Here is a 14,145-nt window from a genome sequence, read left to right as displayed (position 1 = left end):
GATGGATGCCCACGACATCGATGCGGCGATGACCCGCGTGCTGATCATACATGCGGATGCTCAGGATGCCGGGCGGCTGCGCAACGCGCTTGAAGCGGAACAGGCACACGTGATGACCGGACGCCCATATCTGGTCGAGTGCGTCACGACGCTTGCTGATGCGCGTACACGTCTGGCCGAGGGTGGCGTCGCCGTCGTGTTGCTGGATCTCGCCTTCCCTTTTTTTGATGCCCTTGACACCTGCGAGCAGATACGCGTGCTCGCGCCGGAAGCGCTGGTTCTGGTGCTGGTCGAGTCCGGCGCCGAGGCACAGGCGCGCGAGGCGCTGCGGCGCGGCGCGCACGACTTCCTGCTTCGCGGCCGCACCGATGCGCACTGTGATGCGCACTGGCTGGCGCGCGCGGTGGATCACGCGATGCAAAGACGCGCAGCCGCACAGGCTCTGCGCATCAGCGAGGCGCGCTTCCGTGCGATCAGCAGCGCGTGTCCGCTCGGCATACTGGTCACCGATCCACAGGGGAAGTGCACCTACACCAACGCAGCGTTCCTCTCCATTTCCGGATTCGATTCCGGACAGACGGCCGGCGTGCACTGGAGCCATTTCATTCATCCCGATGATCGTGTGCGCGTGCAGCGGGCATGGGCTGCAGCGCGACGGATGGGGGTTCCGTTCGGAGAAGACATGCGCCTTCTGCACGACGATGGAAGCGTCGTATGGACGCGTCTGCATGCCTCCTTCATGATGGATGGTGGTGTGCTCCAGGGCTGTGTGCAGACTGTCGAGGACATCACCGGACGCAAGGCGGCCGAGGCGGTACTGCAGCGGGCGGAGGAGGCGCTCTTCGACGAGAAGGAGCGGGCACAGGTCACGCTTAACTCGATTGGCGATGCAGTGCTGGCTACGGACTTGTCCGGCCGTGTCAGCTACCTGAATCGCATGGCGGAGTCGATGACCGGCTGGACGGCAATCGACGCGCTGGGGAAACCGCTGACCGAGGTATTCTACGTGATCGACGGGACGACGCGAGCGGTGGCCGTCAATCCGGCGCAGCGTGCCGTTGCCGAGGACAGGACGGTCAGCCTGGCGATGGATTGTCTGCTTGTCCGTCGTGATGGTGTCGAATTGCCGATCGAGGATTCGGCGGCACCGATACATGACCGGCAAGGCAAGGTGACCGGTGCGGTGATCGTGTTCCATGATGTCAGCCAGTCCCGTGCCGTGACCATGCGCATGGCGCACATGGCGCAGCACGACTTCCTCACCGGGCTGCCGAACCGCGCCTTGCTGACCGAGCGCCTGGCCCAGGCCATCGGTCAGGCGGCGAGACATCACAAACAGGTTGCACTGCTGTTCATCGACCTCGATCACTTCAAGCGCATCAATGATTCGCTTGGTCATGCTCTCGGCGACCAGGTACTCCAGCACGTCGCCGGACGACTGGTGGGCTGTGTGCGCACCACCGATTCCGTCTGCCGCCAGGGTGGTGACGAGTTCGTCATCCTGCTGGCCGAGATCGAACGGCCGCAGGATGCCGCAGGCGTTGCCGAGAAGGTGCTTCAGGCCTTCTCGGAACCCCAGCAGATCGCCGGACACGCACTGTGCGTCACTCTGAGTGTGGGCATCAGCGTGTATCCGGACGACGGGGCGACCGCCGACGCCATGATGCGCAATGCCGACACCGCGATGTACCACGCCAAGGCTCAGGGCCGCGACCGCTGTCAGTTCTTCACGCCCGGTATGAATGCGAACGCGGTGCATCGCACGCGGGTCGAAGCCAGCCTTCGTCGGGCATTCTTCGAGCATGATCTGTTCCTGCACTATCAGCCCCAGATGAGCCTCGTATCCGGTTCGATGGTGGGGGTCGAGGCTCTGTTGCGCTGGCGTAATCCTGAGCAGGGTCTGACTCACCCCTCCCAATTCATGCAGATAGCGGAGGAGTGCGGTCTGAGCATACCGATAGGGCAGTGGGTGATCCGCGAGGCATGCGGGCAATTGCGTACCTGGCAGGACCTCGGGCTCGATGTCGTGCCGGTCTCCGTGAATGTCTCGGTACTCGAGTTATGGCATCCGGATTTTGCCAATAGCGTTGCACTCATTCTTCGCGAGACCGGCGTTGCGGCGCATCTGCTCGGAATCGAAGTGGCGGAAAGCCGCCTCATGCAGAACGCGGACCTTTCCTCCCTTGCGATGAAGTCGCTCAAGTGTCTGGGTGTGAAGGTCGTTCTCGACGACTTCGGCGGAGGCTTTTCCAGCCTGGGCCTCCTCAGTCGAGTGCCGTTTGACGCACTGAAGATCAGCCAGTCCTTCACGCGCGACCTCGATTCAGACCCGGGCGACGGTGGCGTCGTCGGGGCGCTGATCGGCATGGCTGCACATCTTCGCACGCAGGTGATCGCACCGGGCGTCGAAAGCGAGCGGCAGTTGGCCCTGCTGCGCGTACTGGGATGCGATGTCGGACAGGGGCATCTGCTGGGCCGCCCGGCTGGCCCCGACAGCATCGTCGCACTGCTCTCGGGCGCTGTACCGGTCCGACCTGGCGATGCCGCTGCGAGCGGCGGTTCACGCCTGCCGCAGCAGTGAGGCTGTCTGTCCGGGGGGGGCTGGTGCGCATTCCGGCTGCCAGCGATTCCACACCGCTTGTCGTGGCTGCCCCGCCGAAGGGATTCGCGTCCACCTCATTATCCATTCCAGTTCAGGTGGGTGCCTGCCGGCACCATCCTCAGGTGTGCGTGCCCGGTGAGCCGGTGCGCATCACTGTGCGGCTTGTGTTCGTTATCGAACACAGCATTCCGGCGATCACTTGCTATATTTGATCCAGATGCTTTCCGGTTGCGGGCAGACGCGCGTGCCCGATCGATCATCACTCTTGCCTGAGCAGGTCGAACGTGCCCCCTGACAATCCAAGGATCAATCGCCTGCTGGCGGTGCTTCCGGAAGCCGAATGGCTGCGCTGGCAGCCTCATCTCGAGTGGGTCGACATGTCGCTCGGCGCGGTGATCTGCGAATCGGGCCGCGTTCTCAGCCATGTGTACTTTCCGGTCAGCGCGATCGTGTCCTTGCTTTATGTGATGGAGAACGGTGCGTCGGCCGAGATTGCGGTGGTCGGCAATGAAGGTATCGTCGGAATTTCGCTGTTCATGGGCGGCGAGTCGACGCCAAGCCGTGCCGTCGTGCAGAGTGCGGGCTGGTGCGTGCGTCTGAGTGCCCGGGTGCTGAAGGAGGAGTTCAATCGCGCCGGGCCTGTCATGCATCTGCTGCTGCGCTACACGCAGGCGCTGATCACCCAGATGGCGCAGACCGCCGTCTGCAATCGCCACCATACGCTGGATCAGCAACTGTGCCGCTGGCTCTTATTGAGCCTCGATCGGCTGCCGGGCGACGAACTGATCATGACCCAGGAGCTGATCGCGAACATGCTTGGCGTGCGTCGGGAAGGCGTGACGGAAGCGGCACTCAAGCTTCAGAAGATCGGCCTGATCCATTACGCCCGCGGTCATATCCATGTGCTTGACAGGACCGGGCTCGAGCAGCGCACATGCGAGTGCTACCGGGTGGTGAAGAACGAATATGCACGGTTACTGCCGGAACGCACGCCGACCTGACCCGGGGCGGACGCGCCGCACGAGCCGCAATCGCAGCCGTGGCTCGCAGTCCGGCCTTACCGATCGAGAGCGGCCCGGACGCGCAGGCGTACGCCAGCTGCATCCAGTCCGGTTTCCGCATGCAACTGCGCGGGATCCCCATGGTCGACGAAACGGTCCGGCAACCCTATGCGCAGCACGCGACAGCTCAGCCCGGCCTCGTGGATCACGCGCTCGACCTCGCTGCCCGCACCTCCGATCACGGCGTTTTCCTCGAGCGTCACGATCAGTGCATGACGGGCCGCCAGTTCGAGGATCAGTGCCTGGTCCAGTGGCTTGGCAAAGCGCATGTTCGCGACGCTGGCGTCGAATTCATCCGCCACCGCCAGAGCCGGCGCCAGCATCGCGCCGAAGGCGAGCAAGGCAGGGCGGCCCTGTCCGCTGCGACGAAGCTCGCCACGACCGACAGGCAGCGCCTGCATGTCCTTCTGCGGCGCGATGCCCGGGCCACTGCCGCGCGGATAACGCACAGCGCTTGGCCCTTCGTGCAGATAGGCGGTATAAAGCATCTGCCGGCATTCGTTCTCGTCGCTCGGCGTCATGACGACGATGTTCGGCAGACAGAGCAGATAGGACAGGTCGAAGGCGCCATGGTGCGTGGCGCCATCCGCTCCCACCAGACCTGCGCGGTCCAGCGCCATCATGACCGGCAGGTTCTGCAGGCAGATGTCGTGAATGAGTTGATCGTAGGCGCGCTGCAGGAAGGTGGAGTAGATGGCGACGACCGGCTTCACGCCTTCACAGGCCAAGCCCGCCGCGAAAGTGAGGGCGTGCTGTTCGGCGATGCCCACATCGAAGTAGCGCTTCGGGTATTCCTCGGCGAAGCGCACCATGCCGGAGCCTTCGCGCATCGCCGGCGTCACCGCCATCAGACGGTCCGAACGGGCCGCCATGTCGCACAGCCAGTCGCCGAATACCTGGGTATAAGTGAGCTTGCCGCCGCCCTTGCCGGTCTCGATGCCCGCCTCATGATCGAACTTGCCTACGCCGTGATAGAGGATGGGGTCGGCTTCGGCCAGCTTGTAGCCGTATCCCTTTTTGGTGATCACGTGCAGGAACTTGGGGCCGGGCAGTTCGCGCAGGTTCTCCAGAGTCGGAATCAGTGCATCGAGATCGTGACCATCGATCGGACCGTAATAGTGGAATCCGAATTCCTCGAACAGGGTGCCGGGCGTGATCATGCCCTTCACGTGTTCCTCGGCGCGCTTGGCGAATTCGCGCAGCGAAGGGGCGATTTCGAGCACCCGGGCACCCGCGCGCCGGGCGGCATTGTAGGTGTGGCCGGACAGCAGGCGGGTCAGGTACTTGTTGAGCGCACCGACCGGTGGCGAGATCGACATGTCGTTGTCGTTGAGGATGACCAGCAGGTCGGCGTCCTCGACACCGGCATTGTTCAGGGCTTCGAAGGCCATTCCGGCGGTCATTGCGCCGTCGCCGATCACGGCGATGCTGTGCCGCCGCTGACCCAGCGCGCGGGCCGCGATCGCCATGCCCAGTGCCGCAGAGATCGAGGTCGACGAGTGTGCGGTGCCGAAGGTGTCGTACTCACTCTCGCAGCGGCGCGGGAAGCCGCTCACCCCTTTGTACTGCCGCAAGGTGGCCATGCCTTCGCGCCGGCCGGTCAGGATCTTGTGCGCGTAGGTCTGATGGCCGACGTCCCATACGATGCGATCGTGTGGCGTGTTGTAGACGTGATGCAGCGCCACCGTCAGTTCCACGGTGCCCAGGTTGGAGGACAGGTGACCGCCGGTACGCGACACGGATTCCACCAGGAAGGCGCGCAGTTCGGTCGCAAGCTGCAGCAGTTCCCGGTTGTCAAGCGACCTCACGTCGGCCGGGCTGTCGATTTTCTCGAGCAAGGGATAAGCGCTCGCGGTGTGCAAGGATCTGTCCATGTCAGTGCTTCCTCGTCAGCACGAAATCCGCCAGCTCACGCAGGCGGCGGGCGGGAGCGCCGAGCGAGGACAGGCTGTCCAGCGCTTCGGCGTGCAGCTCGCGGGCGCGCTCTCGCGCGCCCGTCAGTCCCAGCGTGCTGACATAGGTCGGTTTGTTCGCGGCAGCATCCTTGCCCGCGGTTTTTCCCAGCGCCTCGGTACTGGCTTCACAGTCGAGCACGTCGTCGACCACCTGGAACAGAAGGCCGACGGTAGCTGCATAGTGGTCCAGACGCGCGGCCGCGTCTACTTCGATTTCACCGCAGTGATAACCGAGCCGGATGGCGCAACGGATCAGTGCGCCGGTTTTGTGGATATGCATGTACTCGAGTTCGTGCACGCCCAGCGCCACACCGACCGAAGCGAGGTCTATCGCCTGGCCGCCCGCCATGCCGCGCGAACCGGATGCGATCGCCAGTTGATTCACCATGGTCACGCGTCTTTCCGGCGCAACCGGGCAATGTTCCGCCAGCAGGTGGAAGGCTAGAGACTGAAGACTGTCGCCGACCAGCAGGGCGGTGGCGTCGTCGTAGTGCACGTGCACGGTCGGTTTGCCGCGTCGAAGCACGTCATCGTCCATGCACGGCATATCGTCGTGTACCAGGGAATAGGCGTGTATCAGTTCGACCGCACAGGCGGCTGCATCGATCGCTTCGGGGGGGGCGCTTGCGAACTCGCCCGCCGCATGCGCGAGCAACGGGCGTACGCGCTTGCCGCCGCCCAGCACGGCATAGCGCATGGCCTCGTGCAGCCGCTGCGGGGCAAGCACCGAGGCTGGCAGGAAGTGCTCGAGCGCGCGCTCGGTGCGGGTCTGGACGTTGATGATCCAGTCGGCAAAGCCGGCTGCGGTATCACTCATCGCGCAGATCCCCGGTGCTGAAGTCCTTGAGCAGACCTTCCTCGAGAATCTGCACCTTCTGTTCGGCGGTATTCAGCGCCTCTTGGCAGAAACGTACAAGCTCGACGCCGCGCTGGTAACGATCCAGTGCGCCATCCAGGGGCAGCTTGCCGTCTTCCATGGCCCGCACGATGGATTCCAGTTCTTCGATGGCCTGCTCGAAGCTGGCGGGCGTGGACGCCGTGTCGGCTTTTCGGATCATGCGTACGGGGAGCTTCGGGTAAACGTTGAAAAATAGCTGATATGTATCAGTCGGTCAAACCGCCGAGGCGCTATACTGACCGGCTTTGTCACGCGTTTGCGTGCATCGCCGGCACGTCCATGGGCGTTGCGCGGCGGGGTCCGCGATGGGAGACACGCGGTTTTCCAACTTTGACGCAGGGGTTGGGGAATGTCCGATATACAGTCCATTACCCGCCTGGAGCCGGCTCAATCGCAGTTTCCGGTTTCCTGGTACTTTGACGAAGCGCTGTTCGAACTCGAAAAGCGCGTGCTTTTCGATAATGGCCCGGGCTACGTGGGCCATGAGTTGATGGTACCCACGGTCGGGGACTATCACACACTGGGCTGGGCCGACGACGCGTTGATGCTGGTGCGCAACGAATCCGGCGTCGAATTGCTGTCCAATGTCTGCCGCCACCGGCAGGCCATCATGATGAAGGGGCGCGGCAACACGCCCAATATCGTGTGCCCGGTCCACCGCTGGACCTACGACACACGTGGCGAACTGCTGGGCGCGCCGCATTTTCCCAACACACCCTGCCTGAATCTGAAGCGTCAGCCGCTGCAGAACTGGAAGGGACTGCTGTTCGCGGGCAAGCGCGACATCGTGTCCGATCTGGCCGGCATGCAGGTGGCGCGGGACCTCGATTTTTCCGGCTACATGCTGGATCACGTAGAGATGCACCTGTGCAACTACAACTGGAAAACCTTCATCGAGGTGTATCTCGAGGATTACCACGTCGAGCCCTTCCACCCGGGGCTGGGCAAGTTCGTGACCTGCGATGACCTGAGCTGGCAGTTCGCGCCGCACTATTCAGTGCAGAGGGTCGGTGTCAACAATCGACTGGCGCGACCCGGCTCGCCGACCTACGAGAAGTGGCACCGCGCCGTGCTCGACTTCTACCGAGGCGAGCTGCCGCCGCATGGTGCGATCTGGCTGACCTACTACCCGAACATCATGGTCGAGTGGTATCCGCACGTGCTGGTCGTGAGTACGCTGTACCCGCAGTCGCTGGACCGGACGATGAATGTGGTGGAGTTCTACTATCCCGAGGAAATCGTGCTGTTCGAGCGCGAATTCATTGAAGCTGAACGTGCCGCCTACATGGAAACCGCGCGCGAGGACGACGAGATCGGCGAGCGCATGGACGCCGGCCGGCGGGCGCTGCTCAAGCAGGGGCGCTCCGAGGTCGGTCCTTACCAGTCCCCCATGGAGGACGGCATGCAGCATTTCCACGAATGGTTCCGCCGCGAGATGGCGGACTACCTGTGAGGGATGTATCGCATGAATCCATGACAGGGCACCGCGGTGCCCTGTTTTTTTGACCGCACCGCGCGCGATGAAGTCCTTGTGGATGCTGCTGGCCAGCGTGTTGTTCGCGTCCATGGGCGTGTGCGTGAAGCTGGCCAGCGAGGCGCTGCCCGCGGCTGAAATTGCCTTCTACCGTTCCTTCATTTCGCTGCTGTTGATAGGCGTGTTCATGAAGCTGCGCGGTGCGCGTTTCGCGACACCCCATGCATCGGTCCATCTGAAGCGCGGCCTGTCGGGCGGTGTTTCTCTCGTCCTGTATTTCCAGGCCATCGCGTGGCTGCCGTTGCCCACCGCTGTCACACTGAACTACACCTCACCCTTGTTCATGGCGGCCTGGCTCGGTCTGACCTCGCGCGGCGAACTGTCCCGGCCGGTGGGCAGTGCGCTGCTGCTCGGTTTTGTCGGCGTCGTTCTGGTGCTGCAGCCATCGATGGCGGCCGATCAATGGCTGGGCGGGCTGTGCGGCCTGGCTTCAGGGCTGATCGCGGCTATGGCCTACCTCAGCGTGCGAGACCTTGGCCGGCTGGGCGAACCCGAATGGCGCATCGTGCTGTACTTTTCGCTGTGCGCGTCGCTGATCGCAGCGGCGTGGACCCTGGTCGACGGCGGTTTCCATTGGCCGGCACCCGGTACCTTGCTGCTGCTGGCCGGTGTCGGCAGCTTCGGCGCGGCCGCGCAACTATGCATGACGGCGGCCTACAAGGGCGGACCTACCTTGGTGTCGGCAAGCCTTGCCTACACCACGGTGGCGTTCTCAACGCTGTTCAGCCTGCTGCTGTGGAACGAAGCGCCAGCCGCCGTGGTCTGGGCCGGCATGGCACTGATCGTCGCCAGCGGGGTGCTGGCGCTGCTCCATCCGCCGTCGGCGAAGTTATAGTCCGGATATCAACACAGGAGGCGAATGATGATTACCACCGACCATGGTGGCCGGCTCGTGACCGTGACCGCGTTCGGCGAATTCACGGTGGCCGACTACAAGGAATTCGAGGAACTGGTCAATTACCGCATCAAGTTCGAAGGGGTGGTGAACCTGCTCATCGATCTGCGCCAGATGACCGATTTCACGCTGGACATGGCGCTGGAAGAACTGCGTTTCGCGCGCGCCCACAGTCACGACTTCGGACGCATCGCGGTCCTTGCGGGCAGCCCCTGGGTTGCGATGACAGCATGGCTGTCGCAGGTGTTCGTCGATGCCGAGGTGAGCGTGTTCGACGATGAGGTGATCGCGCGCGCCTGGCTGGAGGAGTCGCCGTGACATCGGCGCTGATATCGGCGGCCGAGCTGAAGGCGACATTTTCCGACCCGCAGCGGGTCATCGTTGACTGCCGCCACGATCTGCGTCTGACCGATGCCGGCGAGGACGCCTGGAAGCAGGGACATGTTCCGGGCGCGCTGTTCATGCACCTGGACCGCGATCTGTCCGGCGACAAGACGGGGCGCAACGGGCGCCATCCGCTGCCGTCCCCCGAGGGTTTCGTCCGCCTGCTCGGCGAACGTGGCATCACCCCCCGGCATCGCGTGGTCGCATATGACGATGCGGGCGGCATGTATGCCGCGCGCCTGTGGTGGATGTTGCGCTGGGTCGGACATCGCGATGTGTCGGTGCTGGACGGCGGGCTGCAGGCGTGGATTGCCGCCGGCGGCGCCATCGACACGACGGTGCACACATTGCCGCCCGCGACCTATCCTCTCGCCGCGATCGAACCTGTTTTCGATGCTGATGCGGTGCGGGCCAACCTTGAGGGCGGTGACCGCCTGCTGGTCGATGCGCGCGCGCCGGATCGTTTCCGCGGCGAGAACGAAACGCTGGATCCGGTCGGCGGCCACATTCCTGGTGCGCTGAACCGCTTCTTCAAGCTCAATCTGGGGGAAGACGGCCGCTTCAAGCCGGCCGACGTGTTGCGCGCCGAATGGCGCGAACTGATAGGCGGCCGCGATCCTGCCACCCTGGTCATGCAGTGCGGCAGCGGCGTAACCGCTTGCCATAATCTGCTGGCGCTCGAAGTGGCGGGCCTGCACGGCGCCCGGCTCTACCCCGGATCGTGGAGCGAGTGGTGCAGCGATCCGGCCCGTCCGATGGCGCGCTGATCGAGCAATTGCGCACCGCGCTGCTCGCGCTGCTGGCCGCGCGCTCAGGCGGTGCTTCCATCTGTCCGTCCGAAGTCGCGCGTGCCTGCGCGGCCGATTGGCGACCACTCATGCCTGCAGTAAAGGACCTTGCCCGCCGCCTCGCTCGCGAAGGCCTCGTAGTCATTACACAGCGTGGTCACCCGCTCGATCCCGACGCCGACTGGCTTGGTCCGATACGGGTGAGGCTCAAGGACGCGCCGGGCCGCCCCAAGCGTCCTTGACCCCCACGGGGGGAGGGCGGGCGCAGCCCGACCGGGGGGGCTTGCATCAGGACGCGCCGGGCCGCCCCAAGCGTCCTTGACCCTCCATGGCGGGCGCGCGCGCCGCTACGCGGACCGCTGTGCGCGGCGGTTTCAGGTGGATTCCAGCCGCGCGAACTGTTCGCCGAGGAAGTCGAGCAGCCGTCGCACGCGCAGCGGCATGTGGCGGCCGGCGGGCAGCATGGCGTGCAGCGGAAACAGTTCGCCGCGCCAGTCGGGCAGCAGTTCGATCAGCCGACCTGCCGCGATGTCCTGCAGGATGTCCAGTCTTGCCTTGGTGGCGATGCCCAGTCCCTGCAGCGCCCATTGCCGAACCAGAGCGCCGTCGTAGGCCAGCCGGTTGCCCTGTACCCGCACGGTCAGGTCTTCGCCGTCGCGCGAGAATGACCACGACAGGTGGGGTCGCCCGCTGCGATAGAGCGCCAGGCAGTTGTGATGCGCCAGTTCCGATGGATGCGCCGGCACGCCATGACGCGCGATGTAGTCGGGCGAGGCGACCAGCGCGCGCGGCGTCAGATGCAGGCGGCGCGCCACCAGCGACGAATCCGGCAAGTCGCCGTAGCGTATCGCCAGATCGACCCGCTCGCGCACAAGATCCTGCAGCGTGTCCGACACATAGAGCGTCAGACGCAGTTCAGGATGTTGTTCGATGAAGCGGTCCAGCAGGCTCGACACCAGACCCCGCCCAAGATCGGACGGTGCGGCGACATGGACATCGCCACTCAGCACCTCGCCGCTTGCGCCGATCAATGCACGGGCGTCATCCATGTCCCCCAGCGCGCGTCGCGCATGCTCGAGCAGCACCTCGCCCTCCGGCGTGAGGCGCATGGAGCGTGTCGAGCGCTCGACCAGCCGCGTCCCGAACGCGGACTCGATCCGCTTGAGTCCGGCACTGGCGGCAGCGGGCGTCAGCTGCAACTGGCGGGCGGCTGCGCTGAGCGAGCCGGCGTCGGCGATCCGCACGAATAGCTGCAGTTGCGACAGGGTGAGATCCAGCGGATTCATTTTCAATCCATGTTTGAAGATGATGTGAACCGTACCGGAATTATCAATCGAGCCCCAGGTACGTACCATGCCATCCATCCAAATGCCCTGGGATGTCCCGCATGAAAGCCATCGTCTTCCGCCACAACCTGCCGATCGAGGATGACAACAGTCTGATCGACGTCGAACTGCCTGTGCCCGACGCCACCGGTCGTGACCTGCTGGTGCGGGTAGAGGCCGTCGCGGTCAATCCGGTCGACACCAAGGTGCGCCGTTTTCACGCGCCGCCAGCCGATGGCAGCGGGCGCGTTCTCGGTTGGGATGCAGCGGGTGTGGTCGAGGCGGTCGGGGCGCAGGTGACGCGATTCCGGCCGGGCGACCGCGTGTGGTATGCCGGCGACCTGACCCGTCAGGGCAGCAACGCCGAGTATCAACCGGTCGATGAGCGCGTGGTCGGCCGCATGCCGGCCACGCTGGATTTCGCTCAGGCCGCCGCGCTGCCACTGACCGCCATCACCGCCTGGGAACTGTTGTTCGACCGGCTGCAACTGCGTGACGCCGAAGGCCGCCTGCTCGTCGTCGGCGCAGCTGGCGGCGTGGGATCCATCATGATCCAGCTCGCACGCGCGCTCACCCGCACCACCGTGATCGCCACCGCATCGCGGCCGGAAACCCGCGCCTGGGTCGAACAGCTTGGCGCGCACACGGTGATCGACCACAGCCAGCCGCTGGCGCAGGCCCTGCGCGAGGCGGGCTTCGAATCGGTCACCCATGCCGCCAGTCTGACCCAGACCGATCACCATTACGCCCAACTGGTCGAGGCGCTCGCGCCGCAGGGCAAGCTGGGACTGATCGACGACCCGGCACAGCCGCTCGACCTGCTGGCGCTCAAGCGCAAGAGCCTGTCCTTGCACTGGGAACTCATGTTCACCCGTTCGCTCTACCAGACGTCGGACATGGCCGAGCAGGGCCGCCTGCTGGATCAGGTGGCCGACATGGTCGATGCCGGCCTACTGCGCAGCACGCTGGGCGAGCACTTCGGCGTCATTACGGCGGCCAACCTCAGGCGTGCGCACGCCCTGCTCGAAAGCGGCCGGGCGCGCGGAAAGATCGTGCTGCAGGGTTTCTGACGCCATCATCTCGATGCGGACCGCGCGGGCACATCCGCCCGATCGTCATGCGGCGCGGCCGCACGTGTCATACAACAAACATGCCTGCGCATCCGTGCGGGCGATTTTCTGGAGATCACATGACCACGCTGTTCGAACCGACCCGACTGGGCGACATCGCTCTGGCCAACCGCATCGTCATGGCGCCGCTCACGCGCAACCGGGCACAGGCCGGTAATGTACCCGGACCGCTCACCGTGGAGTACTACCGGCAACGCGCGAGCGCCGGCCTCATCATTGCCGAAGCGACGCAGATTTCGCCGATGGGGCAGGGCTATCTCGATACGCCGGGCATCCATTCGCCGGAGCAGGTCGCCGGCTGGCGCAAGGTGACTGACGCGGTGCATGCCGGCGGCGGACGCATCGTGCTGCAACTGTGGCATGTCGGTCGCATTTCACACAGCTCTCTGCTGCCCGATGGCGCGCAGCCGGTGTCATCCAGCGCACACCGGCCGAATGCCAAGACCTTCACCCGCGAAGGTTTCGTCGATACCTCGGCGCCGCGCGCCTTGCGCGACGACGAGATTCCCGACCTGATCGAAGACTATCGCCGCGCCGCGGTCAACGCGATCGAAGCCGGATTCGACGGGGTCGAGGTGCACGCGGCGAACAACTATCTGCTCGACCAGTTCATGCGCGACAGCGTGAACGACCGCAGCGGCCCGTATGGTGGCTCCATCGCCAACCGGACCCGACTGGTGGTGGACATCATGAAGTCGGTGGCGGGCGCGATCGGTGCCGCACGCACCGGCATCCGGCTGTCACCGGTCACCACCTTCAATGACACGCCGCGCGACAGCGATCCGCAGGCGCTTTACGGCCACCTGATACGCGAACTCGCGCCGCTGGGGCTGGCTTTCGTGCACATGATCGAAGGCGAGACCGGTGGCGCACGCGCGCCGGCCGACCTCGTCACGCCTTTCGACTACGCGGCGCTGAAGCAGTCCTTCGCCGGGGGCTGGATCGTGAACAATGGCTATGACGCGCCCACCGCGACCAAGGTGGTGGCCGATGGCGCTGCCGATGCGGTGGCTTTTGGACGTCCCTTCATCAGCAACCCGGATCTGGTGCGCAGGCTGCGCGAGAACGCGCCGCTCAATCCGCTGCGTGCCGAACTGCTGTATGGCGGCGGCGCCGAGGGCTACACCGACTATCCGGCACTGCCCTGATCCGAGGATGGCGCGCCCGGCGGTTCAGGGCGCGTCCACATCCAGCAGGCCACGACCAGCAGGATGAGCCAGACAGTGCCGCGCAGCCACGCAGGCAGCGGGCTGAACCACAGCATGAGCGCGCTGCTGCACATCATCACGCTGGCCAGCCACTTCGCCCGCCTGGGTATGGCGCCGTGCCGGCGCCAGTCGAGAATGTAAGCGCCGTATTTCGGATGCGCGAGCAGTCGGGCTTCCAGCTCCGGCCAGCCGTGCCCGCCCGCCCAGGCAGCCAGCAGCAGGAAGGGCACGGTGGGCATGACCGGCAGGAAGGCGCCGATCACGCCGAGCGCGACGGACAGCGCGGCGAGCAGGCGCCACAGCAACTGGCGGGTCCAGTGAATCAAGACGGCTCATTCAGCGTGCGAAGCCTGCATTGTGCCGTA

14 protein-coding genes are annotated in these 14,145 nt (G+C 64.9%); 9 read left to right on the top strand and 5 right to left on the bottom strand.

Features of this window, described 5'->3' with window-relative positions:
• Window position 1: 1 nt before the first annotated feature.
• Together A3Q7_RS0110215 and A3Q7_RS0110210 are read left to right on the top strand one after the other, a co-directional pair.
• Complete coding sequence (locus tag A3Q7_RS0110215; RefSeq protein WP_018411774.1) at window positions 2-2,581, top strand: bifunctional diguanylate cyclase/phosphodiesterase; 2,580 nt, start codon at window positions 2-4, stop codon at window positions 2,579-2,581.
• Between the two features lie 398 nt (window positions 2,582-2,979).
• A complete protein-coding gene (locus tag A3Q7_RS0110210) occupies window positions 2,980-3,603 on the top strand; it encodes a Crp/Fnr family transcriptional regulator (RefSeq protein ID WP_232417914.1) in 624 nt (207 codons plus the stop codon).
• Between the two features lie 56 nt (window positions 3,604-3,659).
• On the opposite strand, the gene dxs is transcribed toward A3Q7_RS0110210, so the two are convergent.
• From dxs to A3Q7_RS0110195, 3 genes are read right to left on the bottom strand one after another with little or no spacing between them, the layout of a single operon-like run.
• Window positions 3,660-5,537 (bottom strand): 1-deoxy-D-xylulose-5-phosphate synthase, encoded by a 1,878-nt coding sequence (gene dxs, locus A3Q7_RS0110205; protein WP_018411772.1) that lies wholly within the window; start codon window positions 5,535-5,537, stop codon window positions 3,660-3,662.
• Window position 5,538: 1 nt separating this feature from the next.
• The gene (locus tag A3Q7_RS0110200; RefSeq protein WP_018411771.1) at window positions 5,539-6,435 is read right to left on the bottom strand and encodes a polyprenyl synthetase family protein; all 897 of its coding nucleotides are present in this window, start codon (window positions 6,433-6,435) and stop codon (window positions 5,539-5,541) included.
• Window positions 6,428-6,676 (bottom strand): exodeoxyribonuclease VII small subunit, encoded by a 249-nt coding sequence (locus A3Q7_RS0110195; protein ID WP_018411770.1) that lies wholly within the window; start codon window positions 6,674-6,676, stop codon window positions 6,428-6,430. Before A3Q7_RS0110195 ends, A3Q7_RS0110200 begins: the two co-directional genes overlap by 8 nt.
• A gap of 189 nt (window positions 6,677-6,865) precedes the next feature.
• On the opposite strand from A3Q7_RS0110195, the gene A3Q7_RS0110190 reads away from it, so the two are divergent.
• From A3Q7_RS0110190 to A3Q7_RS0110170, 5 genes are all read left to right on the top strand, one after another.
• Entirely contained in the window at window positions 6,866-7,969 is a 1,104-nt protein-coding gene (locus A3Q7_RS0110190; RefSeq protein WP_018411769.1) for an aromatic ring-hydroxylating oxygenase subunit alpha, read from the top strand.
• Between the two features lie 67 nt (window positions 7,970-8,036).
• Entirely contained in the window at window positions 8,037-8,885 is an 849-nt protein-coding gene (locus A3Q7_RS0110185) for a DMT family transporter (RefSeq protein WP_026224696.1), read from the top strand.
• Window positions 8,886-8,909: 24 nt separating this feature from the next.
• Window positions 8,910-9,263, top strand: a complete 354-nt coding sequence (locus A3Q7_RS0110180; RefSeq protein ID WP_018411767.1) for a SpoIIAA family protein — start codon at window positions 8,910-8,912, stop codon at window positions 9,261-9,263.
• Window positions 9,260-10,096, top strand: a complete 837-nt coding sequence (locus A3Q7_RS0110175; protein WP_018411766.1) for a sulfurtransferase — start codon at window positions 9,260-9,262, stop codon at window positions 10,094-10,096. Before A3Q7_RS0110180 ends, A3Q7_RS0110175 begins: the two co-directional genes overlap by 4 nt.
• Window positions 10,063-10,359: a DUF3253 domain-containing protein gene (locus A3Q7_RS0110170; RefSeq protein ID WP_157278166.1), complete on the top strand. Its 297-nt coding sequence runs from the start codon at window positions 10,063-10,065 to the stop codon at window positions 10,357-10,359. The genes A3Q7_RS0110175 and A3Q7_RS0110170 overlap by 34 nt, the downstream gene beginning before the upstream one ends.
• Window positions 10,360-10,491: 132 nt before the next feature.
• On the opposite strand, the gene A3Q7_RS0110165 is transcribed toward A3Q7_RS0110170, so the two are convergent.
• Entirely contained in the window at window positions 10,492-11,403 is a 912-nt protein-coding gene (locus tag A3Q7_RS0110165) for a LysR family transcriptional regulator (RefSeq protein WP_026224694.1), read from the bottom strand.
• A 101-nt stretch (window positions 11,404-11,504) separates the two neighbouring features.
• On the opposite strand from A3Q7_RS0110165, the gene A3Q7_RS0110160 reads away from it, so the two are divergent.
• Together A3Q7_RS0110160 and A3Q7_RS0110155 are read left to right on the top strand one after the other, a co-directional pair.
• On the top strand, window positions 11,505-12,512 hold the full coding sequence (locus tag A3Q7_RS0110160) for a zinc-binding alcohol dehydrogenase family protein (protein WP_026224693.1): 1,008 nt from the start codon (window positions 11,505-11,507) through the stop codon (window positions 12,510-12,512).
• 119 nt (window positions 12,513-12,631) lie between these two features.
• The gene (locus A3Q7_RS0110155; RefSeq protein WP_018411762.1) at window positions 12,632-13,720 is read left to right on the top strand and encodes an alkene reductase; all 1,089 of its coding nucleotides are present in this window, start codon (window positions 12,632-12,634) and stop codon (window positions 13,718-13,720) included.
• Here the strand turns inward: A3Q7_RS0110155 and A3Q7_RS19745 are convergent.
• The gene (locus A3Q7_RS19745) at window positions 13,702-14,106 is read right to left on the bottom strand and encodes a YbaN family protein (RefSeq protein ID WP_051079127.1); all 405 of its coding nucleotides are present in this window, start codon (window positions 14,104-14,106) and stop codon (window positions 13,702-13,704) included. The genes A3Q7_RS0110155 and A3Q7_RS19745 overlap by 19 nt on opposite strands.
• Between the last annotated feature and the right edge of the window lie 39 nt (window positions 14,107-14,145).

It is taken from the genome of Methyloversatilis thermotolerans (genome assembly GCF_000372885.1).
In the GTDB taxonomy this organism is placed as follows: domain Bacteria; phylum Pseudomonadota; class Gammaproteobacteria; order Burkholderiales; family Rhodocyclaceae; genus Methyloversatilis; species Methyloversatilis thermotolerans.
Note: the sequence above shows the minus strand (reverse complement) of the source record. Positions and strands in the feature narration are given on the sequence as shown.

Bases quoted from the DNA above. Each gene is read 5' to 3' on its own strand.
- A3Q7_RS0110215 (WP_018411774.1), top strand. From the start codon at position 2: ATGGATGCCCACGACATCGATGCGGCGATGACCCGCGTGCTGATCATA.
- A3Q7_RS0110210 (WP_232417914.1), top strand. From the start codon at position 2,980: ATGTCGCTCGGCGCGGTGATCTGCGAATCGGGCCGCGTTCTCAGCCAT.
- dxs (WP_018411772.1), bottom strand. From the start codon at position 5,537: ATGGACAGATCCTTGCACACCGCGAGCGCTTATCCCTTGCTCGAGAAA.
- A3Q7_RS0110200 (WP_018411771.1), bottom strand. From the start codon at position 6,435: ATGAGTGATACCGCAGCCGGCTTTGCCGACTGGATCATCAACGTCCAG.
- A3Q7_RS0110195 (WP_018411770.1), bottom strand. From the start codon at position 6,676: ATGATCCGAAAAGCCGACACGGCGTCCACGCCCGCCAGCTTCGAGCAG.
- A3Q7_RS0110190 (WP_018411769.1), top strand. From the start codon at position 6,866: ATGTCCGATATACAGTCCATTACCCGCCTGGAGCCGGCTCAATCGCAG.
- A3Q7_RS0110185 (WP_026224696.1), top strand. From the start codon at position 8,037: ATGAAGTCCTTGTGGATGCTGCTGGCCAGCGTGTTGTTCGCGTCCATG.
- A3Q7_RS0110180 (WP_018411767.1), top strand. From the start codon at position 8,910: ATGATGATTACCACCGACCATGGTGGCCGGCTCGTGACCGTGACCGCG.
- A3Q7_RS0110165 (WP_026224694.1), bottom strand. From the start codon at position 11,403: ATGAATCCGCTGGATCTCACCCTGTCGCAACTGCAGCTATTCGTGCGG.
- A3Q7_RS0110160 (WP_026224693.1), top strand. From the start codon at position 11,505: ATGAAAGCCATCGTCTTCCGCCACAACCTGCCGATCGAGGATGACAAC.
- A3Q7_RS0110155 (WP_018411762.1), top strand. From the start codon at position 12,632: ATGACCACGCTGTTCGAACCGACCCGACTGGGCGACATCGCTCTGGCC.